General features: G+C 53.9%; 15 protein-coding genes and 2 pseudogenes. 8 read left to right on the forward strand and 9 right to left on the reverse strand.

All coding sequences use genetic code 11. From position 1 onward, the window contains the following. Window positions 1–54: 54 nt before the first annotated feature. On the reverse strand, window positions 55–1065 hold the full coding sequence (locus RHM59_RS04630; RefSeq protein WP_322170245.1) for a site-specific integrase: 1011 nt from the start codon (window positions 1063–1065) through the stop codon (window positions 55–57). A 190-nt stretch (window positions 1066–1255) separates the two neighbouring features. On the opposite strand from RHM59_RS04630, the gene RHM59_RS04635 reads away from it, so the two are divergent. The 6 genes and pseudogenes from RHM59_RS04635 to RHM59_RS04660 all read left to right on the forward strand — a co-directional run bounded on the left by RHM59_RS04635 (window position 1256) and on the right by RHM59_RS04660 (window position 7244). Further along, window positions 1256–2308, forward strand: a complete 1053-nt coding sequence (locus tag RHM59_RS04635; RefSeq protein WP_322170242.1) for a DNA-binding protein — start codon at window positions 1256–1258, stop codon at window positions 2306–2308. Between the two features lie 256 nt (window positions 2309–2564). Continuing rightward, a pseudogene (locus RHM59_RS04640) lies at window positions 2565–3222 on the forward strand (HAD-IB family phosphatase). 789 nt (window positions 3223–4011) lie between these two features. Continuing rightward, window positions 4012–5652: an Nramp family divalent metal transporter gene (locus RHM59_RS04645; RefSeq protein ID WP_322170239.1), complete on the forward strand. Its 1641-nt coding sequence runs from the start codon at window positions 4012–4014 to the stop codon at window positions 5650–5652. A 291-nt stretch (window positions 5653–5943) separates the two neighbouring features. Continuing rightward, window positions 5944–6633, forward strand: a complete 690-nt coding sequence (locus RHM59_RS04650) for an SOS response-associated peptidase family protein (RefSeq protein WP_322170236.1) — start codon at window positions 5944–5946, stop codon at window positions 6631–6633. A 170-nt stretch (window positions 6634–6803) separates the two neighbouring features. Then, window positions 6804–6947: a YkvA family protein gene (locus RHM59_RS25360; protein ID WP_416195078.1), complete on the forward strand. Its 144-nt coding sequence runs from the start codon at window positions 6804–6806 to the stop codon at window positions 6945–6947. Window positions 6948–7049: 102 nt separating this feature from the next. Continuing rightward, on the forward strand, window positions 7050–7244 hold the full coding sequence (locus RHM59_RS04660) for a hypothetical protein (protein ID WP_322170234.1): 195 nt from the start codon (window positions 7050–7052) through the stop codon (window positions 7242–7244). 34 nt (window positions 7245–7278) lie between these two features. On the opposite strand, the gene tnpC is transcribed toward RHM59_RS04660, so the two are convergent. Further along, the gene (gene tnpC, locus RHM59_RS04665; protein WP_407074095.1) at window positions 7279–7635 is read right to left on the reverse strand and encodes a Tn3 family transposase post-transcriptional regulator TnpC; all 357 of its coding nucleotides are present in this window, start codon (window positions 7633–7635) and stop codon (window positions 7279–7281) included. Further along, window positions 7635–10652 (reverse strand): Tn3 family transposase, encoded by a 3018-nt coding sequence (locus RHM59_RS04670; RefSeq protein ID WP_322183882.1) that lies wholly within the window; start codon window positions 10650–10652, stop codon window positions 7635–7637. Before RHM59_RS04670 ends, tnpC begins: the two co-directional genes overlap by 1 nt. 390 nt (window positions 10653–11042) lie before the next feature. Here RHM59_RS04670 and RHM59_RS04675 point away from each other — a divergent pair. After that, window positions 11043–11554: pseudogene (locus tag RHM59_RS04675) on the forward strand (AAA family ATPase). A 69-nt stretch (window positions 11555–11623) separates the two neighbouring features. Here the strand turns inward: RHM59_RS04675 and RHM59_RS04680 are convergent. From RHM59_RS04680 to RHM59_RS04700, 5 genes are all read right to left on the reverse strand, one after another. Beyond that, a complete protein-coding gene (locus tag RHM59_RS04680; RefSeq protein WP_322183884.1) occupies window positions 11624–12349 on the reverse strand; it encodes a DUF2971 domain-containing protein in 726 nt (241 codons plus the stop codon). Further along, window positions 12349–13095 carry a hypothetical protein gene (locus RHM59_RS04685; protein ID WP_322203570.1) on the reverse strand — a complete coding sequence of 249 codons (747 nt, stop codon included), beginning with the start codon at window positions 13093–13095 and terminating at the stop codon, window positions 12349–12351. The genes RHM59_RS04680 and RHM59_RS04685 overlap by 1 nt, the downstream gene beginning before the upstream one ends. 240 nt (window positions 13096–13335) lie before the next feature. After that, a complete protein-coding gene (locus RHM59_RS04690) occupies window positions 13336–14601 on the reverse strand; it encodes an ImmA/IrrE family metallo-endopeptidase (RefSeq protein ID WP_322170228.1) in 1266 nt (421 codons plus the stop codon). A gap of 167 nt (window positions 14602–14768) precedes the next feature. Then, the gene (locus RHM59_RS04695; RefSeq protein WP_322183886.1) at window positions 14769–15965 is read right to left on the reverse strand and encodes a hypothetical protein; all 1197 of its coding nucleotides are present in this window, start codon (window positions 15963–15965) and stop codon (window positions 14769–14771) included. Between the two features lie 594 nt (window positions 15966–16559). Next, window positions 16560–17645, reverse strand: coding sequence for a hypothetical protein (locus tag RHM59_RS04700; protein WP_322183888.1), 1086 nt, complete (start codon window positions 17643–17645; stop codon window positions 16560–16562). 118 nt (window positions 17646–17763) lie between these two features. Between RHM59_RS04700 and RHM59_RS04705 the strand changes: the two genes are divergently transcribed. Then, window positions 17764–18258, forward strand: a complete 495-nt coding sequence (locus tag RHM59_RS04705; RefSeq protein WP_322170222.1) for a hypothetical protein — start codon at window positions 17764–17766, stop codon at window positions 18256–18258. 379 nt (window positions 18259–18637) lie between these two features. Here RHM59_RS04705 and RHM59_RS04710 read toward each other — a convergent pair whose 3' ends face one another. Continuing rightward, a complete protein-coding gene (locus RHM59_RS04710) occupies window positions 18638–19999 on the reverse strand; it encodes a hypothetical protein (RefSeq protein ID WP_322170221.1) in 1362 nt (453 codons plus the stop codon). Window positions 20000–21260 lie beyond the last annotated feature (1261 nt).

The following is a 21260-nucleotide window of genomic DNA, read 5'->3' on the forward strand; positions in this document are numbered from 1 at the left end:
TTATTCTCGTTGTGGCTTAAGCCAATACCCAAGAGGCTGTCATCCCGTATCTAGCTATGGCTTGCGCCGCAGTAAAGAGCCCGCAGCGTTCTCCTCGAAGGCTCTAGCCTCTTCGATATAACCGTGTACGGTGCCGTCATGCCGCCAGCCACCCTGACGTTTGATCTCGAGAAAGCCCGCCCCAGCCCGATGGGCGCTTGTGGCCAGTCCACGGCGTAGACTATGGCTGCTCATCTCGGGCACATACGACAGCCCTGCTGCTTCGGCACGTGCCGACAGGATGGCATTAACGCTACCTTCGTGCAGTCCAACCTCGCCGAGTACTCCCCAGCGACTGATGCGCCGGAACAGTGGACCTTGCTCGATCTGCGCCGTATCCAACCAGCCCCGTAGTGCCTTCGCTGGGCAGCATATGCTGTCGCCGAACGGGATCGCTTTGTCCAGTCCCTCGCCCTCCTGATCGGTCTTGGAGCGAGGCAGTGTGATCCGCAGTCCTTCCCGCTCCCACTGTAAATATTGCACTTCCAACATGACTAGCTCGCTGCGTCGGAACGCCCCGAAGTACCCCACTTGTAACAATGCGCTGTCACGAAGCGCGGTGAGCCCTTCAAGCGTGTCCAGGTGCGCCACGATGCGTTCTAGATCCTCCAGCAGCAGGGCCTTGGCTTTTTGTCGAGGGCGTCCGTGCACTCGCTCAATCCCACGCAAGGTTTTGCGTACGGTGGCGCTGGCGCCTGGGTCGGGAAAGCCCTGATAGCGATGCCATTGCGACAGCGCGGTCAGGCGCAGGGCCAAAGTGCGTGGGTTCAGCACTTCCGCGAAGGCCAGCAGGTAGCGAATCAGCGCGGCTTCATCGCACGGCAGCACGCCGCCCCAGGCGAGAAAGTGGCGAATGGCCGAGCGGTAGGTGCGCCGGGTGTTGTCGGCGGTGGCCGCCGCCAGAAAACGTTGGTGTTGCTCGGCCAACTGCGCGGGCGTGGCCAGCGTACCGGGGGTACGCGGGGGCACCGCGGGTGTGTCGAGCCACCTGGCGGGGAGATTTTCGTCGTGATGGCTGGCTGTCATCCCAAAACGCCTGTTTAGGCCGTGTGTACTGCGGATTATAGAAGCGCATGCCAAACCTGTGCACCTAACTCACGATAACCAAGCTTATCGTGGGTTAATTGGCGCTCTCGACGAGCTTAACTATTCTTTACTTAAATCGATGTATTACGTTTCCCATAATACGGTACGAAAAAATCTGAGGTGTTCGTTCATGGCCCGTTCCGGCGTCCTTTATGTGCATGTCGCCCATGCGGCGGCCCAGCTCGTCGCAGACGGCCGCAATCCGACGATTGACAGCATCCGCGCCGCCCTAGGCGAGACGGGCAGCAAAAGCACGATTGCCCCGTTGTTAAAACGTTGGAAAGCCGCGCATCCCGGCACGCTGGCGCAGGCCGAACTGGGGTTGCCCGCGGAGCTCGTCCTGGCGCTGAAGGGACTGTACGAAAAAGTTCAGGCGGAGGCGGCCATTCAACTCCAGCAGGCCGTAGAGGCTCACCAGTCAGAGACCGCCGCGTTGCAGGAGCAGTTGCAGCAAGCGTTTGTCGAGCGCGACGCGTCACTCAACGTTCAGAAGCAGCAGACCCATGCACTGGCCGCAGCCACTACCCGCAGCCAAGAGCTGGCTGACACCGTGCAGCGTCAGGAGATCGTCTTGGCCGGTCTAGGCAGTGAAAAGCTCGGGCTCGAACAGCGCCTGGCTGACCGCGCCGCCGAAGTCGCCTCGCTGACCCAGCAATTGCAACACTCGCGGGTGCAGTTCGAGCACTACCAGGCATCGGTCGCGCAACAACGCGCCGACGAGCGCCAGAGCGCTGAACAACGCCACCATCGCCTGGAACAGGAGCTGACAGAACTCCGCCAGCTCCGGCTCGCGCAGCAAACCCGCCTGGGTGAGCTGCAGGCACAGGAACAACGCCGGGCGCAGGACAATGATCTGCTCAAGGACGCCCTGCTCACGGCCGAGGAGGCGCTCACTCAGAGCCGCAGTGCGCAGGAGCACCTGACATATCAACTCACCGAACTGAAACAGGGCCATATGACTCTGCAACAGCACCATGCCCAGGGCGAGCAGTGTTTGGTCGAGACACTGACGCGCCTGGCCGTGATCGAGAGAGAACGGAGCTTTGTGGCGGAACGTTTAACTCAGGCCGAAACGCAATTGACTGAGCTGGCCACAGAAAAGCAGCTACTCCTGCAAGAAAAAGCAGTGCTATCCAGTCAGCTCGCGGAGTTCAGGAGGATGGAACCGACCCCGTCATCCTAACGCCCCAAGATCCGGGTGATGCATTCATCGATATAACAGAAAGCGCGCGCCGCACATGTGAACCGTGCGCGTTCAAGCGCTATCCACCGTTCGCAATCCGGAAACTCAAGTGGACGCTGGTTCTCTCTCCGTGCTGCTCAGACTGACCTGTAATGTTAGAGAATCTAAATCTGGTGACCGCCTCCTGTCTGAATCCTGCGCATGAACCCCAGTCTGAGGGCTGTGAAAAACCGTTTCACATGGTCGAGGCCAGCCGGTGAGCCAGCGGATACTCGAATCCGATCGGCCGGGAGTCAAGGTGCTGTCGGTCTTTGACTTTGGGCACCTGACCAGGCACAACAGCTTTTTCCATTCCTGAGGTTTGCTTTTGGGAGGCGAGAGTTCAGCCGGAGAATGCAAGACTGGCGGTGCCTAGCCTGCGATTCCTCACACGTCGGCTCAACCGTGATGAACTCAAGGCTCATCTGATCAGCACATTCCTGAAGGGGGAAAGGAATGGGTCAAGCAGAAAGCTGAGGATTCCAGGAGGGTGTTTTGGACTAGGCTGATGCGATAAGCAGGTTTACGATCAGTCGCGACCGAAGTCGAGTCCGGGGCGGTAGTAACGCTCTGTTCTGCTTTTCCAACCTTGGTGTTGCAACCTTTCGCCGATGGCCTCGGCATCAAGCTGATTGGCACCGAACTGGAGGTCATCGAAGGATTGCTGATAGGACATATCACCGGCAACAACTGTCGGTGCGAGAATAAAGTTCTTCGCCTTGAGGCTGTCTATGGTCCTCTGAGTCAGTCCGACTCAGAGCTTGGGGCGATACCCGGGTGATCGAGAACTGCTGGCCGCCCCGCAAGACGCCCATTGGCGGAATTTTCATCCGGCACGGCGCCGTGGACAACTGCACCTGCCGGCCATCAGATAGCCGGCTGGCGGCGGAATGAGCTGAGCTGCGTTGACTTTCGTAACGCGGCACGCTTAGAATTCACATATTGTAACAATTGAGGTCGTATTGTATTGGACAGTCATTGTCGTCACTCGGAGAAATTCTCCGCACAAGCTTGGCACGACCTCAGCTAGATTCCCTTAGCCAACGTCTTGCCAAGTGCAGGCGTTGCGCGCATCAGTATCAAACTCCTTCGCGTAACTAAAACATCAAGCCTGAGCGAGCAGATTTTTCTGTACTCGCCCTGATCGTCGCTTGCGTCTTGCGCTCGCTACGATCGCAGGTTTGTGCACCCATCGTCTGCCTCCGTTTGTGCAGCAGCGATTGTTTTAACGTGTTCGTACCACCGGGTACGTAAAGGAGGGCGTCATGCCACCCGAAAATAATCCAAGGCCATCTCAATATTTGAAGCTGTGCCTCCACGAAAAACATGAAGGAGAGACCTCTTATGGACCCCAGTAGTAGTAGTAGTAGTCCGGTCACTCTGATTGAAAGGGCGGCGTCTAGCGGGTAGCAGTACAACCATCACTGGCTGATCTCCTCCCTGTACTTCCCCCCGCATTTCTCTCCGCGTGACCTCTTCACGACCCTGACCACTTTTGGTCGACGGTTTAGTGCCCGTTTATTTCGCGCCCCTCAGCGCCAGGATGGCTGATTTTCCACTCTGATCCAGCTTTAGGCTTTGGTTTGCAGAGGGAAAGCACCTGCGCACCTGTCCGGCGGGAATCGAAAGCGGCATCCAGCGTTACGCTTTGGAGAGATTTCGTTATGTCCAACTTGAAGATTGAAATTGCTGTTCTTGACAGTGCCCACGTCGGAGACATCCGAGGAGCATTCGGCACCATCCGTCATGACGACATCGCCCCGCGCAATAGTTGGTGGCAACGCTTCAAAACACTGATGGCCATCCTCGGCCCCGGGTTGATCGTGATGGTCGGCGATAATGACGCCGGCGCATTCAGCACCTACGGCCAGGCCGGCCAGAACTACGGAACCATGCTGCTGTGGACCATGGCACTGTTGATCCCGGTGCTGTATGTCAACCAGGAAATGGTGCTGCGTCTGGGTGCTGTGACGGGTGTCGGCCACGCCCGGCTGATCATCGAACGCTTCGGCAAGTTCTGGGGTGCGTTTAGTGCGATCGACCTGTTCATCCTCAACGCGCTGACCATCGTCACCGAGTTCATCGGCATCAGCCTCGGGATGGAGTTTCTCGGTGTGCCCAAGGTGGCCGGTGTGTGCGTGGCAGCGGTGTTCATCATGCTCGCAGCCTGTACCGGCGACTTCCGGCGCTTCGAACGCTTCGCATTGATCCTGGTGATTGGCAGCCTGCTCTTGGTACCCATTTTCGTGATGATCCATCCACCGATGGCACAAGTCGCTCACGATTTTTTCATCCCGCAACTGCCGACTGATGGCAAATTGTCGGAGGTGTTGCTGCTGATCATCGGCATCGTGGGTACCACCGTCGCACCATGGCAGCTGTTCTTCCAGCAAAGCTACGTGATCGACAAACGTATCACCCCGCGCTTCATCAAGTACGAACGCGCCGATCTATGGCTGGGCATTGCGATGGTGGTGATTGGTGCAGTGGCCATGATCGCCTTCACCGCGCAAGTGTTTGTCGGTCACCCTGAGTTCGGCCAGTTCACCGATGCCGGCGCCATCGCCACAGGTATCGCCAAATATCACGGGCGCCTGCCGGGCGTATTGTTTGCCATCGCATTGATCGACGCCAGCATCATCGGTGCAATGGCGGTGTCGCTGTCGACCGCCTACGCACTGGGCGATGTACTGAACCTGAAACACTCGCTGCATCGTAAACCAAGCGATGCCAAGGGCTTTTACCTGATGTACTGCGGCTTGATCGCCCTCGCTGCGGCGCTGGTGTTGATTCCGGGTGTGCCGCTCGGTCTGCTGACCAACGCAGTACAGACGCTGGCGGGTGTACTGCTGCCAAGCGCCACCGTGTTCCTGTTGCTGCTGTGCAACGACAAGGAAGTGCTGGGCCCATGGACGAACAAGCGCTTCACCAACCTCATTACTGCGGTCATTGTCGCGGTACTCGTACTGCTGTCGATCGTCTTGACAGCTGCGGTGGCCTTCCCGGATATGTCCGGTGAAACCATCACCAACATCCTCATCGGTGGCGGCTTGGTGGGACTCGTCATCGCCATTGCGGTAAATGTGCTGCACGCTCGCAAAGAAGTCGACAACGGGGCGCTGCCTGAGAACACCGTTACCTTCACCCAACAAATGATGCACGCCTGGCGGATGCCTCCACTGGCACAACTGAAGCCGATGGTACTGTCGCAACGTAACCGTATCTGGATGGGCGTGCTGCGCGGCTATCTGGTGGTGGCAATGGTCATGGTGATTTACAAGGTCATTCAGCTGGCACTCGCTTAAATGTAAGCGTCGGTAAAGCCCGGACATGGTGTCCAACTAAATTGATTTGCCCCCCGAAAGCGATGCCCAACCTTCGGGGTCAGATCACACATTAGGTGGACACCATCACCCCAAGCGCTGAGATCATGAAGGTGTGTTGGCAGGACGGTTACAATGAAACAGCGCTTCGACAGAGCGTCCTTCTCCAGTAATTACAACTTCACCCGGATGTCACTCCTCGCGTAATCCAGCAGCGCGTTCGGGTTTCTTCGGCCAGTTATGCTTAGAACTCTCCTTTTGGAGGATGTCCTGATGTGTGGAAGACTGTCCCAGTACCACGGTATTCACGATTTCGTCGCCGCGCTGAGCATGCCAAACCCCGTGGTCAACTCAGTCGGAGAAGCACCGCTGGAACGGTACAACGTGGCGCCATCGACTCAAGTTGCCCTGCTTCATCTTGAAGATGAAACACTTCGTGCCGACCTGGTACGCTGGGGGTGGCACCCTCATTGGGCTACCGATCGTCTGCCGCCGATCAATGCCCGCGCCGAGAAAGTCGCACATGGCCTCTTCTTCCGGGCGATCTGGCCTCACCGCGCCATCGTGCCGATCGACAACTGGTTCGAATGGGTTGTTGAGAACGGAATAAAAAAACAACCCTATCTCATCCGGCACCGAGACAGATCGCCCATCCTGTGTGCGACCATCGGCCAGTTCCCTGACACAAATGAAGGCCCAGGGGAGCATGATGGATTTGTGATCATCACCGCCGACAGCGCCGGTGGCATGATCGACATTCACGACCGGCGCCCGGTGGTTCTGGAGCCAAAGTTAGCTCGGGAATGGCTGGACCCGACCACGTCAAAGGAGCGCGCAGAGCAGATGGTGCTGCGCCATGGCGATCCGACCGAGGCCTTTGAGTGGTTTAGGGTCAACCCCGGTGTTGGCAACGTGCGAAATCAGGGCGCAGGCTTGATCAAGCCTTTGACCAGCCTGTCATAAGCCGCCTCGCTGGCCTGTCCAGCTATTTGGGCTTTCAATGTAGAAATGAAAGGTCTTCTTGAGCATCTGCGGCGTTGGGCAAAAAACCTGAAACGGCAGACCATGATTCTATGGTTTTGCTACCACCACCCTCAAACGCCTTGGCTACCAAAATGGATTTCGGTTTCGTGATGACCTATGCGCTAAGTCCCATCGACCTCATTCCTGATTTCATCCCGAAGTTGGGGTATCTGGACGATGTAATCATTCTGCCACTCGGTATTCTGCTGGCGATTCGATTTATGCCCCCTTGGTTCTCGAGGAGTGCCAGCTAAAAGCGAGTGCGTGGGAACAAGATCAGGTGAAGCGCCGAGAGCGAGTTAGAGCCGGGTTAGAAAAAGTCGATATACTGTGTGAGAAACCTCGTGAGCACTACTATGACACTCACTGACGCTACTCTCGTGTTGCTCTTGGCGGCGCGCATTCATGGGACAGATGAGGCTGTCAGGGCCTCTGCGAAGAGCTGTGTAAAGAAGTTGCCGCGCGGCAAACGTGATCTCATTTACACGGTGATTAATAGCCGAAGCCCGCTCGAGCTAGTGGACTTTCTAGCGCAGAACCTCGATACGTGAGTTCTCTTACCGTGACCATCGTTGAGGTCCAGTCCTAAAAGTCAGGAGCAAGTGCTGCCAAAGGAGCCAGATGTTTAGAGCCTGTTTGCAAGCAAGAACACAGGGTAGAAATATCCTCTTGAAGGACCACCGCCTGTTCCCAAATACTGTCAACATCAGTGATAGCTACGGCGAGAGGAGAATCTTCCAATATCGTCATGGCCATGGCATGCAGACGTAAGAAGTTGTCCCGAATGCCGCCGATCCCACCAATTTCAGCAAGACAGGCATCTAGCCGGTCCACCAAATTAAGCAATTGAGAGGTGTCGTAGCTCACGCGTAGGGAATCGAGTGCCTTGGCATCAACTTCCCCATAGGGTGTCACTCGAAACGAAGCGGGTGGGATGTGCATCAGTTCGTCTCCTCAACTTTGCTATGGGACATCTGTTGCCCACGAATCGAACCCGCAGCCTGCTGGAAAATGGAGTCTTTGATCCAGGGCTCAGGGGGGCGCTTGAGGCTGAGATTGAATTCTCCAAAGCGTTTGACGTTGCTGGTCAGGTAGGGGCTGAGAAACGATACATCTTCATCGGTAAACTGCCAGCCGTCACGGGCGAGCTTCTGCAGGATGCGCATCATGTCAACGGTGTTCTGCAAGATCACTGAGGAAGCAATCATGTCGTTGTAACGCAAGCGCTTCTGTTGCTCATCTGGATCGTTCTCGGCGATGACATCGCCGCCGAAGGACAGCCACTTCGAGAAACCGTTGTAGGACTCGATCTTGTTGGTATTGGCGGTTACTTCTTGGCGCAACTCACGGTTGCCAATCCATTTGAGTAGGAAAATGGTCCGGATCACACATCCCAACTCCTGCGCTGCATGGTAGAGCTTGTTGCGCCTACTGTAAGAACCGAGTTTACGCAGCAGCATTGGCGAGGATATTTTGCCGGCCTGAATCGACAGCGCCACCTGCATCAGATCCTGCCAATGGGTTTCTATCTGGCTCCAGTTGACGGTATCAGTAAAGAGGCTGTTGATATGCTTGTACTTGACCGAGCGATCGGGCCGATACATTACTAGGTTGCGCCAGTTGCGAATGCGAGGCATTAGATTGATGCCCAGCAAATGGGTGAATGCAAACACTGTTGCGGACTGGCCTTGAGTGTCTGAATAAACCGTATTGACTTCAACGCTATGATCCGCTTTCAGCAGGCCCTCAATGACATAGATAGCCTCCCAGATGCCTGGAGGGATGAAGTGCTGAAAGACTGCGATGTAGTTATTTGCCACATGTCGGTAGGCGACCGCGCCCATCTTGCGATATCGGAAATGGTAGCCTGCGAGCAAGTTTTCATCGTAAAAGTCAAATTGTGTCCCGTCGGCCGCTACCGCCTTACCGTCGCCCCAGAGCTTGGGCAGATCAAGCTGGAGATAAAGCTCGACCAACTCCCGGTTAGCCTTATCCAGCTTGTCGAGTGGCAGGTGCCGACGATTGGTGTAAGACAGCATGTGTGGGGTCACGTTACCCGCCAGATGGCGAGCAGCCTGGTTCGGCCCTAGGTTGCAGCCCATGGCGAAGATCGTCATCAGGTAGCGCTCGGCCGGCTCCTTCAGTTTGGGATCGCTGCCGGACATCGGCCCGAAATGACGGGTGAACTGAATCCAGTGTTCGATGTTGGCCATGATGTCGAGCACATGCCTGGCAGGCATACGCTGTGTGATAGCCGTTTGTAACGAGATTGCTGAAGGCGGGATGTCACGGGCGACCACTCGGCGCAACACAGGATCACCGGCCTCATTAATCGACACATCACCGCGGCAACTGGGAAACTTGTCATCCAACTGCTGAGCAGTACTCTCAAGTTGCTCCTTCAAGCTGGCGACAAACTCTGTGGCCGTACTCGGCAGGCCGACCTTTTCGCAGTACTCCGGCAGACGAGCCAGACACTCATCCCAAGGCAGTAACTGTTTGCGGTAGTCAGCAAACGACTCCGAGCCAAGCACACAGATATCGCCAGAGCGAAGCTCATTGGCCAGATGGGAAAAAACGCAGACTTCCAGGAAGCGCCGATTGGTCGGTGGCCCTTCGCTGGGGGCACGACGGACAACTTTGATCCAGCGATCCGAGGCGAATGACAGGTCCACATGCTCGTCGATCCATTCCCTATGCAGGATCTCGTTGGCCTGGACCAAGTGCAGAGCCTCGATCAGCGAGCGATCCTGGGTTGTTGGCTCCAGTTGCAGCAGATGACTCAGGCGGAACAGCAATGATCGATGGGATTTGAAGTGCTTCCAGAGTAGCGGGAGATAGTTACTGCCGCCTGTGGCCTGGACTTCGGCGCAGGCCTCGCGAAGGTGATCAAGATTCCCTTCGGGGGACAGATACTCGCGAATCAAACTGCCAGCTTCCTGATCGCTTGGTTCTTGGCTGAGAATCTGAATCACACCATCCAAAGTGGCCACGAGCAGCTCTAGTTTTTTGCGCTGACGCTGCTGGATTTGCTCCAACTCATCCTTGGCTCGCTTGTGAATAGTCGCGATACGCTTGATGAACATCTCAGCAAGGTGATCCCGTGCTCGTACACGCATGAGGTAGATCAGAGCCAGCATCAAAGTGTAGCGCTTTGGAAGCGAACAATCCTTAAGTTCAGAAACATCCGCTTTCTCCGCTTGATTCGCAAAAAACCAAATCTTAGTATCAACGATCCCTTCAAAGATGGAGTCGAGATCACCGAATCCCTCCAACCAACTTAAGTGATCGATCAGTATCTCCAAGTGTTTGCGAGAGGGCTTTTTGGGGACATGCTTCAGGGCATTGAAGTCGCTTTGGCGACGACCGAAATCGGTGTCAAGAAGCTCTCTGAGACGGTAGATCACATCTATCGGAGCTCTATCGACGACTCGATTGAAAATCTTTTCCTGGAGAACAACTTGGGCGTCTTCAGCCGCGTCATTGAGCGTCGAGTAGGCCGGGAGTTCGTAGCCTCGCTCAAGCAGCTCGCCAATCAGGACATTGATGACGTCAACACGCTGATCAAGGATCACTACCGCTTCGTGGGCAGCTTCCTGCGCAATTTTTAGGGCATCGGTCCCATAAAATGGAGTGATCTGTAGGTATTGGCGGATAGCTGTTTGATGACGATACAGGGTTCGGGGGGTTGCATAACGAGGAACTATGCGCGCCCCGTAACTCAGGCAAGACCTGACATGGTTGACGATTTCAGCTGGAATTTCCTCGAAAACAGGGAAGTAATGAAGCTGTTGGAATGCTTTAAGCAGAACGGCTAACCCAATGGTAAGAGCAGGGCTTTTAGCCGTTCTAGAGAGCCATTCGAGCTCCGATTCTGAGAGCGAATAGCTCTGATGAAGTTCTTTCGACGACAGATTCGTCGGCAGCTTCGGATAGGCTGTCCGCTCCAGAGAGGCCATGGAGTTCTTCCCTCAAGAAAAAGCAAAAGCTTCAGCATAGACGGCTAAACTCGGGACGAGGAAAAGCAACACAGTAAAAAATTTAATATATATATATATATATATATCATACGGTTACATTAAGAGTGTCCTAATTTTCCTTTATCTCGGCATGACCCCGAGTTGATGCGGATCATCTTAAGATGCCTCACAAAAAGCGGTGGGTGCCGCACGCCCGCTTGAAAATCCCTGGACAGCATCGTCATGGGGAATCGGATAGTTGACTTCGCCGGACGCTTCGGATGTTCTAACGCGCGCTGCCGATGCAGCGGGCTAGTGAACTCGATTAGTTGCTGCCGCATAACTGGCAGCTACCTAAACTGGGTTAACTCACTAACCTAAGGGGATAGAATGCTCATTGTCTTCAGCGGACTTCCAGGTACCGGAAAAACGACTATCGCAAGTGACCTTGCTAGCAGAACGAGTGCCGTGTATCTGCGGGTCGATACGATTGAACAGGCTATTCGTGACTCCGGTGCTCCTGCAAAAGACGTAGGGCGGAGCGGTTACATGGTCGCCAATGAGCTTGCTCTGAGCAATCTTCGTTTTGGCAGCACTGTTATAGTTGACTGTGTTAACCCAGTAATCGAAAGCCGAAAGACGTGGAGTGATATCGCCACACGCTCTGGTGCTCCATTAGTGAACATCCAAGTGATCTGCTCTGATAAATATGAACACCAGCGCCGGGTAGAAACCAGAAAGATTGATATTCCTGGACTGACTCCACCAACCTGGCAGTCTGTACTGGATCATGAATACGAGGCGTGGGAAGCGCTCCGTTTAAGATAGACACAGCCCTGACGTCTCCGGCGCAGGCGGTGGCGGTGGCGATGATCACCGAACGATTTTTATCCAAGGAGTAGCGCCAGCTAAAAGCCAGGGTCGCAAGGTGTGATTAGCAGACGCTTACAGTGTTCATAGGTACTGCAACGTTAAAAAACTTCGCGGTCTGACGGCTCTTCGGACTCAGGATCAGCTTCATAGAGGGTGATCGGTAGCAATCCATGCTCGATGGATTTAGTCTGCGGATCGTAGTAAGCCTGATAGAAATTGAACGACTGAATGTCTTCCCGCTCGCAGTGGGCTCTGATGATTCGGATGCATTTCAGCTTGTCTTCCAGCGGAGTCTTGATGCCAAAAATCAGGCCATCCAGGCTTGTAAAACGGTACTTGAGGATCCGGTGCTTTTCGTCGGAAATATCGAGGTAGGAACTCAGCACCAGGCGATACTCTTTTTCTGATCCCCATTGAGGAAGCTTGGACGTCAGCGCGAAATCGACATTTTTGTGGTGCTCCATCCAAAGCTCATTCGAGTGGGATCTCAACCACTCGCTTTTGCTGCTGAGATTTCCTTGGGCATCGCTGTACCAGAAGCCACTCAGGGCTTCATTCGAAACGTTACCGAGGAATCTGAAGAAGTCCATCTCTGAAAATTCTCGATCATAAAACACCTCTTTAAAGCTCATGTTTTGGAAGCTGTGAGAGATACCGTTGTATCCTCTGCCGTCTGGCTTATTCATTTCCATTGTCATTGAGGGCGCGTCGCCGAGAACGCGATATCTCAAACAGATTCCCCTATGATTATCACCATAGCTACCCCAAATCGCCGAGTTATTGCACTCTTTCATGAAGCAGGCGACATACCATTGCGGGTGCATCAGTCGTTCGATCTGATCAGGTAGTGGGACACGAAAGCGGTGATTAATTCACGTGCCCCGATGTGACCACCTGGCATAACGTGCGCGGTTCTAATGGCGTATGTCGCATTGAGTAACGCCATTTTTTCATACGAGCCAGCGTCTCGAAGCGTGCCATCCTGAGCTTCGATGTTAGAGATGGCCTGAAGGTGTAGGTCGCGATCACCTAGCGGATCCTCGGACGTCTGGTCGGGGTACACACCAGACAGTCCGTGCTTGAAGTTGACGAGCAGCACGGTGGACAACAAGCGAGTGTGCAAGGTCGCAAGATAGAACGACAGCTCTGGCCTGTAGTGCCTCGCTTCATTCTTTGAAAGAGCGCGCACATAGCCTTGGATGACATCGCAGCCACCGATCAGCGCATCCATCTCTTGGTACCCGGCTTGGAAAGCTCCACGTAGGTTGGAGGGGTACTGCTCTATGGGAAGATTTTTTGGCAGGGGCGTTCCGAGTCGCACCGCTTCATCCAACTCCCAACTTCTGAGCGCCAGCACCAGGAGGTAGTGCCTGAAGAAGTTTCTCCATATGATCTCATCGCCTGCCCAGTAGATTTCTTTGTAGCCTTCTAGAGGATCATTGAGTTGTTCAGGTGGCGCAAAATAAATCTCAAGATTTTCTAGCTCGCCGGGGAGGCCTTTCTTGATGTCAGTAGCCTCATTCCCCAATAAGCGCTCCGCTGTCCGGAAGCGGTACAGGTGTCGTTCCATATAGGCTCGTCGATAGGTGGCTGGGAAAAATCGCTGGCATGTCTTGGTCTTTAACAGCGGGCCGGGCACTCGGGACTGTAGCCCACCAGATCGGCAGCCTGCCCATAAAAATGCCCGATGCTGCATCCTATCTGGGTTAGGGCGCTGCTGAAGAAGCGGGCTATGCAAGTCACTTTCGCCCGCGGAGATGGCTCCTCGTTCGCCACAAGCGTTCCGCGCCACTGAATAACCTACGCTGGATCAGGTTTCGACTAAGACTCCAAGACCACGCAAACGGATGGCCGCGGCGCTTTTAGAAACAGCAAAATATCGGCTCAGTGCGTCGAGCACCAGGTGGTAATTTCTGATGTTGTCCCGCTGGTCATCGAGAAAAAGGGCGCCATGTCCTCGGTTGCGAATATCGTGGTGCTCAACCAGAAGCGAGAAAGCTTCGAGAAAATGCCGTTCAGGCATCAGTAGGTAAGACGCAAATGTATTCGCTTGCCATTCGAGGCGTTCCAATTCGCTTTTGGGGACAGCGATGCGCTCAAGCTGATCAATGTCCTTCGAACGTAGGCTCTCCCGTGCAATGTAGCGGCCGTGATTGAGATAATAGTGCCCCAGCTCGTGAGCAAGCGTGAACCGGGTCATCGGGGCTGTTTTGTCGCGAGAATTGATTTTTATCTCCAAGGGGGCAAATGTGATCCTACCTAAAGCACCGTCTGGCTCATCTACGTAGCTAACGGTCAAGGCACTCGACGTGGTCGCACCAGCGACTACGGCTTCCAGATCTACTACCCCCCTTGTATAACCGGCAGATCGCAAAACCTGCTCTGACAGATTTTCAATTGCTCCCTTAGAGATATAGCCAATTCTGAGGACTGGCAGGTGAGGAGGCCGAATGATTTCCAATATGGCTGGATCGAAACTGCCAGCCAGATCAAGCCCTGTCCAGATCCCCCCCCAAGCATTAGTGTAGCCCCCAGGGGTAACAGCATAAGCTCCCGTGAGAGTCGGCCGGAAGCCAGGCTGGGTCAGAGCGTACTCAATTTCAGCACGCTTTCGCGACGACGCATTTCTCACTCCCGTGAGGAGGGCGCGAGCCAGCTCCCATTGGAAGCCTTCGTCCGGAAAATACCGAATAACACCGAAACCCTGATTCCTGGCGATGTTGATCGTGCCGGACTGGAAGGCGCTTGCCGATACGAATATCCCTTTTGCATTGAATCCTGTGACTTGGCGGATCTTGGTCCCAAACTCCTCGATATCTCCAACCGGAACGGTGCCCGCATAATTCTTACATTCGACAAGAACGATCATTGACGGCTTAGGTTGGCCAGGAAGGAAGATCTCTATGGCGATGTCAAAAACGATGTCGTCTTCTCGATCGCGAGAGTAATAGCGCCGCTTCCTGAAAATCCGGCAATGCTCAGGTCGGCAAAAAAACCGCCCCTCATCGATCTCGCGATTCAGGAATTGGAAAACCTGCTCCTCGAAGAGATCACCTTTGGCGAAAGTACTGAGCACTAGTGGTTCCATCTTGGTAATAGCGATCCTGATATTCTTGGATTAGCTGCGGCGCGAGCCCATGGACGCAGTTGACCCCTCGGCTTTATCGAACGCCCCGTGATCACCCTAGCTATGACTCCAGTTTACAGGCGAAGGGAAGGGGAGAACGTCCATTGGAGGCTCTCCTAGAAGCGCAGTTTTGGATATTCGCCGTTTTCGACAGCGAACCGAAATACGGCATGGCATGCAGAAAGGAAGGCTGCTTCAGTCTCGCACCGACGTGTTAGTACCTCCAGCTCGGGGTAGTCGAAGAACACCACAGGAACCTGATGTTTATCCATGAAAGCCAGAGCCCGCTCACTGTACTCCTCATACATGTCTGTGAAGAGCTCCTTCACGATCACTATGCCCACCATTGGCTTGTCAGAAAAATCGACTTGGATACTTTCACCGGATGGCAGTCTCAGTTGCTGAACCGGTGCCCGCAGAGCCGTCGAGAACGCGCCGCCAAGCTGGGATAACCCTCCAACGAGCTGGTTGAGCGATACCCGGCGTTTTCTGTCCATTGATCTATTGATCATCGCTTCCGTGTTGGGACTGTCCTTGGCCTGCAGGAAGAGATTTATTTCGCCGCCCAGAACGGCGACGTCGACAAGCTCTTCGTTGTCACTAGGCTTGATCGGGCCGTGAATGATTTCGTTGGCTGAGAACACCCGTTGCAAGAGAAACACGATATCCTGTTCCTGGTAACGGCCTGGCTCAGGGCGAACCAACGTGCTGGTCGAAAATCCGGATGATCCATGGAATGCGTGTTGATCTTCACGCAGATCGAAATATACGAAATCGCTAGGGAACAGCTCCTCACCAAGCAGAACGGGAAACGCTTCGCGGTCATCTGAATCAGTACGTATAGAGAACCATTGCTCCGCTTGATCAATCATCATGTGAGAATCGGGGTCACATAGCACCGGTAGGTCTCGAATTTTGGCCCGCAAATATGCGAGTGATGCGGATGCTCGACAGCTGAGCTGCTCCCTGTTGTGTTCATCGAGAAAGCAGACATCGAATTCGTCCGGTAGGTCAGCCAACGCTGAGCACAGGGAATCACTGGGCACTAACGGTGTAGTGATAGCGAGGGGATTGTCCAGATCGTCAAAAAATGCAGATATCAGAGCCAGGCCGTGCGTACCCTTCATCTCAACGGGAGCCAGGTACCACTTCAGCCCTTTTCGGGAGCGAGCCGTCAGTATGATCTCCTTCGACGTCTTTACTAGGAGTACGGCCCGTTGTTCCGTTAGATGATTTTCAGGCGCGACGGCGATGCCGCGGCCGAATGTGCGCATTGGCCCAAACAGATCCGGTCTCGTGAAGGTGAAATACATCCTTGCTCCTCAATGATGAATGCTCCGATTCGCACCGAATAGTAGATGGTGCTCACCGGCCACCCTCCCATGATTGTTTGAATTTTGTGACAGCCTGTGATGGGCCGTCAGCCAAGCCTGCGCCGGTGGCAATATTACTCTTCGCGTGGAGGGAGGCACCAATGGCAGTGTGGCAAGATTTCAGCCCGACGGTAGTCGTGGCGGGCACCAGAAGGAAGAAGAGGGCAGCTACGTCCTTATCGGCTTCGTGGAAAATGCTGCTTAGTGGATGCAAGGATGCCCACCCGAATAAGGGCGACTTCCAGCTGGAACACTGGCGCTTGGGCGCACGCTCCCCACGCTCTCTGGAACTGCCGAATTGTCCTCCCGTGCTGCGTGACGGCAAACAGCCCGACTAAGGATAGACAAACGTTCGTTCTGTTTGACCATCAAAAAAGGATGAGGGGTTGCGCCGTTACCCCGGCGGCGTTGGTTAAACGGGAAAGAGGGCTGCCATAGGCCCGGCAGTTTCCCTTGGCGTACGGCTGATTAGCCTCCAATAAACTGCGTTCGTAGGAGAGGGCTATAGCACTAGGTACCAGCACATTGAAACTTCTACGCCTTGACCAAGGTAAGGTCAGCTTCAGTTGCGAGTGCGTTTATGAACAGCTGAGGGATGTGCGACTCACCAGGATATGTCATAGCAAGTTGAGTGGTCGCCCGATTAAAGGCTTCACGAATATCCTGCCCAAAGCCAATTGACGCGTAAAACCGGGCGGCGAAGTCTTTAGCTGCCTCATCTGCTATGGCGCCGTCCATGCCAATGGCCGCGTGAACATGCACAGAACAACGTTCTGCCAGCTCCAAGGAATGGCAGCAATTGAAAACGGCTAGCTTCAGATAGCGGGCGCTCCCGGCTATTGCACGCAGCATTCCTTCCAGAGGTACCAGGTGGGGCTCACCATTTGGGCTCTCTAACACCAAATGTCCGGCACTTGTTCCATGCCCACTGAAGTGCATGACGGCCGGCTCATTTTCATCAAGCGCTTGGAGTAGATCCTCCGCACGAACAGCCCAGTGTGAGTTTACCTTCAGAGCGTCACGATGCTTAGAAGCGCGGATGTGGGCGTTCACCCCACGGATCTCGTTTTGGAGATCCAGTGCTTTTTCAGATTTGCGACCGGGATCAGCACCGAAAAATAAAATCAAAATTTGTTCAGGGAGTTGCTGAAGCTTGGCCACTTCACGCTCTAGATCGTCCGCTCGGGCCATTTGATTAGCTAGGCCAGATTGTAGGACGTTAAGTTGGCGGTTGCGTGACTGGATGTCTCGGTCGACCTGCTGATTTAGCCGTTGCTGTTCAGTTTGTCGCTTGCGGGCTGCTTCCTTTAGCTCCCGTTCCAAGGCTTTGTCGAGATGCTGCTGGTCTGCTAGAAGCCGAGCCATTTCACGGTTGATGTCGGCGACGATCTTCGCCGCGTCTACCTCAGCTTTGGTTCTCTGGCCGTCATACCGCTGCGCTTGTTGTTGCTTTGTTCTGACAGTCGACGCAGACTGGGCACGGGTCGCCTCCGTCTCGGCTTTACGGCTGGCTTCTCCATGCTTTGCCGCCTCGTGGAGTTTACGGGCGTGAGATTCCCTCAGGCGAGCAATGCGCTGTTGATGGGAACGTACCAAACCGCGATAGTGATTTGAGCTCATAATTCACCCCTTGGCTTCCTGGCATTCTGTACTGGCGCACCACTCATAGACGCTTCGCTTGAGCATTAGTTTTCATATACGGCGGCTTCTAACCAAGCGCAGACAGACGGACGCTCTCATGGACGAAACCCTGACCTACCTGAAAGATCGCTATAAAGACGAGCAGGCGCGATTCGACCATTTCGAGAACAAATGCGCTAAGTTCCTCACTGCTGTGTCGATTGTGATCGTAGCTCTGACCGCTCTCGTGAGCGCAAAGGGGAAGGTGATTTTCGCTCTCCATGGCCCCCTGGATGTCTTGGCTTTTGGGTCGTTCATCGCCGCCGCGTTCTGCGTCGTGTGCTCTTGGGGCCACGCCTTGAATGCGCTCAGAATACGGGACTGCCCATCGCTGCCCTCAAGCCGTGAGACCGCAGAATGGATGAAAAACGCTGCCCCTAATGCTTATAAACAGCACCTCTTTAACTGCTACATAGACACCTTAGAAAAATTGAAGTCAGCTATCGACGAAAAATCCAAACCCTTAGACTTTGCCTACAGCGAAATGGTCTACGCCGCATGGGCGTTGTCGCTGTTGGCAGTAATCAGCATTGGCAGGGAGTTATATTCATGAGCAACGATCAAAAACCTAAGAATCAGGAAAACAAAACGCCTGCGCCGCCACCTACAACGGAGTATCAACGACGCTCTGAAGAGAGACCAATCAACCATAAGGATCACCCTAGTCGGCGTTAGCCCAGGGTTGTGGACGCCGGGTGGTCGGTCGTGCGGAGCAGGAGACTCATTAAGCCGTCCTACTAGTTCGATCAACGTCTTCACTGGCGGCCCTGTGATTGCAAAGCCTACAGCCGACCCTACGGGGCGCGCCCTTAATGATCTCTCGCCGCGTGCGTCGTAGAGAGGAGGGCGCTAGCTCCTAGATGTAGATATTACGGGGGCTGAGGCAAACCAGGCCCTTCAGTGGCCAAGCTCCCACAGTTAACTTTCTACCCTCAGTGGGTCTGAAACCACTGGGATTTCGATATATCTGGTCGAATGCCAATATCTGGCCAGATGTCTGCTTTAGCCCCAACATCCTGGGAGACGAAACTCTTCGGAATCCAGCCTGCGCGCTTTGCCGATTCACGCAGCTCGGCAAATGTAAGCGAGGCACTGGGCTCAAGCTTGTCCGAGCCTTTCCAGTGCATCCGAGCCGATGCAGGCCTGTCGCGAAGGACTTGTAAGATGCTGGTGGTAAAGTCGCTGAGCTTTTCAATGAGGCTGCCGTACCCATAAGCATCGACGCCACGCATCAAAGGAAGCAGGTAGCTATGAGGACTCAGCAATTGGTCATGCTGGTGCCTGAATTGCGCATAACGCTGGAAGTAGGGCTGGAATTGAGCAGAAAGGCGGAAGCGTCGACCAAGGTAAAGCGGACTTTCGAAAATCCCTGGCCCCTTGGCAATCCCCAGCTGTGAAGCCAGGTAAAAGCTCGCAAATTCAGTTTTGGGCTGGTTTTGTACTGGATCGGATACTTCGAAGTCTCGGGGTTTGAAGTAAGAGAACGTTGGCTTGATGGTCTGTGTGGCACCAAGCGCCTTCATGGGAATGTCCGAATGGAGGGCCGCTGCGACGACGAACAAAAACGGTTCCGATTTCTCACTATAGTTTGTGAGCGACTCCGCAATACCCATCAGGTCAGAGAGTTGTTCCAATGTGAAGATTGTCCGCCGATTTTCTGTACGGGCTTCGAAGTCTTTCGGCAATAAGTCCCTAAAGGGATTTTCAGTCTCGGTACCTGCGGCAGTGTTATCGTAGGCATCGGCGAGCGACTTGGGGCTTGGCAGAGAATCGGTGAAGGCGAAATACTCCCGTCCATGCGTTATGAACCAGTTCCGATGGTGTTTAGAACTCAGACCTGGATCATCGCCCGAGAAGGTCTGTCGGATGATCGGACGCCATAGCGGATCGAGAGGCTTCTCTGCGAAATTCCCGCGGGTCTTTTTGGAGTACCGGCTACAACCCGGTGTCGCTACCCACGCAACCGGCGGTCTCATGATGAACTCTATAAAAGTTTTTGCGTCGGTGCCGTTCCAATCATCCAAGGCTTTCCCTCGGATTGACCAACTCCAGTGCATCATCGACTCTAGGATCGGGCAAAGCACTTTGTAGTGCCGGTCTTGGAATCCAGGCCGTCGAGATTGTGAGATGAGAAAGGACATGCCCGTTCGCCAGGCGTTGAGCGCATTCAGGTGCTCGGGAATTGTCTTTAAGCGGCGCCGGACTTCCAGGTTTATCGGTTGTTCAACGTGAGCATGGTCGTTAAGCAGACCTAGGGGTGGGAACAGAGGATAAGGAACTGTGGGCTCAGCCATAGATATAAGTCCTATGCGAACACGGTGACCGCCTGAAGTAAGCGGGAACTGAGTGACTGGTTCAGCTTGGTTTACCAAGTAAACAAGTCACAGCATGTAGATCAGCGCACCGTGCGTAAACGTCATGGAAGGATTCCTTTTGGGGACTCATGACGGAGTGGATGCCCAAGACACAAGCTGCAGCGAATAGGCGCAATGAGTGGCCAAGGTTACTCATGGAAATCGCAAGCGCTGAACGGTCAATCGGTTCTTCATAGACAGCGTACACTCAAGTGAGAAGCACGACAAAGATCACATTGGCGAGTGTCTGACTAGGCTTAAGCAAAAATAGTTGGTGGCTTTGGAGTTGAGATTCGCCGTCTTGTTTTCAAATCTTAGGATTCGATAAATCAAATCTCGCAATCTCGAAAGGCTAGAAGGTAGGGCTCAGAAGCTGTTGATTTGGTTGGATTCTTATAATTCGAGGCAAAGTCCGGTTTTTACCGACTGGTGACACTTGTGAACATCTATGACATGACCTGTCATTTAACATAATATACATTATGCGCAACGACCAATCAGTTCGTTGGCTGTCAAACTTGCCAAACTGCAGCGCTTGTCTCTTACGCATCACCTGATCAAGCTTTCTGTCTGACGATGTATGCACAGTGAGTACATCCTGCGGTCCGCACGCTTTGTGATAATCACCACGCTGGCCAACGTCCACAGATTGCATCCATCAGAATCGGATCATAAATTCTCATGCAGTTAAACTATACGGACACCGGCTGTGGTGAACACATTGCGATATCTCGCTAAACAATCGTCCTGACCGTCTAGATTTTGGCTGCAACGGATCTGCTTAGGGACGGCATCAAAGGCGCCAGTAGATCATGCTTACCAGGATTGCTGCGCTTGGTTTTATTGGTGTATCAGCAGTTGCTTGAGAACCTTGGCAAGCATTGTTGGGTCAGGCGTATAAGCTCCGCCCGATGTGCCTTATCATTATATTTGGCAGACTATTAAAGATTCAACTAAGCTGCTTTTTGATTCTTTAAGCTATAACTAAACTAAATGACCATTTAGTTTAGTTAATTAAAATGCGTATAAAGCGTATTTACCTTGCGAATTTGCATCAGTGGTCAGCAGCTTGGGGCTGGCACAGCCCGCTTCACGCAAGGTCTGAATGGCTTCAACAAGTAAGGCCATTTGCGCCCGCTGCACTATCACCCTCCTCAACCTCCTCACTATTCATAGAATTTAATAGAGTCTCCGGCCGGAC

The sequence above is a fragment of the Pseudomonas sp. MH10 genome, from assembly GCF_034353045.1.
Taxonomy (GTDB): Bacteria; Pseudomonadota; Gammaproteobacteria; order Pseudomonadales; family Pseudomonadaceae; genus Aquipseudomonas.

Bases quoted from the DNA above. Each gene is read 5' to 3' on its own strand.
- RHM59_RS04630 (WP_322170245.1), bottom strand. From the start codon at position 1,065: ATGACAGCCAGCCATCACGACGAAAATCTCCCCGCCAGGTGGCTCGAC.
- RHM59_RS04635 (WP_322170242.1), top strand. From the start codon at position 1,256: ATGGCCCGTTCCGGCGTCCTTTATGTGCATGTCGCCCATGCGGCGGCC.
- RHM59_RS04645 (WP_322170239.1), top strand. From the start codon at position 4,012: ATGTCCAACTTGAAGATTGAAATTGCTGTTCTTGACAGTGCCCACGTC.
- RHM59_RS04650 (WP_322170236.1), top strand. From the start codon at position 5,944: ATGTGTGGAAGACTGTCCCAGTACCACGGTATTCACGATTTCGTCGCC.
- RHM59_RS25360 (WP_416195078.1), top strand. From the start codon at position 6,804: ATGACCTATGCGCTAAGTCCCATCGACCTCATTCCTGATTTCATCCCG.
- RHM59_RS04660 (WP_322170234.1), top strand. From the start codon at position 7,050: ATGACACTCACTGACGCTACTCTCGTGTTGCTCTTGGCGGCGCGCATT.
- tnpC (WP_407074095.1), bottom strand. From the start codon at position 7,635: ATGCACATCCCACCCGCTTCGTTTCGAGTGACACCCTATGGGGAAGTT.
- RHM59_RS04670 (WP_322183882.1), bottom strand. From the start codon at position 10,652: ATGGCCTCTCTGGAGCGGACAGCCTATCCGAAGCTGCCGACGAATCTG.
- RHM59_RS04680 (WP_322183884.1), bottom strand. From the start codon at position 12,349: ATGCACCCGCAATGGTATGTCGCCTGCTTCATGAAAGAGTGCAATAAC.
- RHM59_RS04685 (WP_322203570.1), bottom strand. From the start codon at position 13,095: ATGGAACGACACCTGTACCGCTTCCGGACAGCGGAGCGCTTATTGGGG.
- RHM59_RS04695 (WP_322183886.1), bottom strand. From the start codon at position 15,965: ATGTATTTCACCTTCACGAGACCGGATCTGTTTGGGCCAATGCGCACA.
- RHM59_RS04700 (WP_322183888.1), bottom strand. From the start codon at position 17,645: ATGAGCTCAAATCACTATCGCGGTTTGGTACGTTCCCATCAACAGCGC.
- RHM59_RS04705 (WP_322170222.1), top strand. From the start codon at position 17,764: ATGGACGAAACCCTGACCTACCTGAAAGATCGCTATAAAGACGAGCAG.
- RHM59_RS04710 (WP_322170221.1), bottom strand. From the start codon at position 19,999: ATGGCTGAGCCCACAGTTCCTTATCCTCTGTTCCCACCCCTAGGTCTG.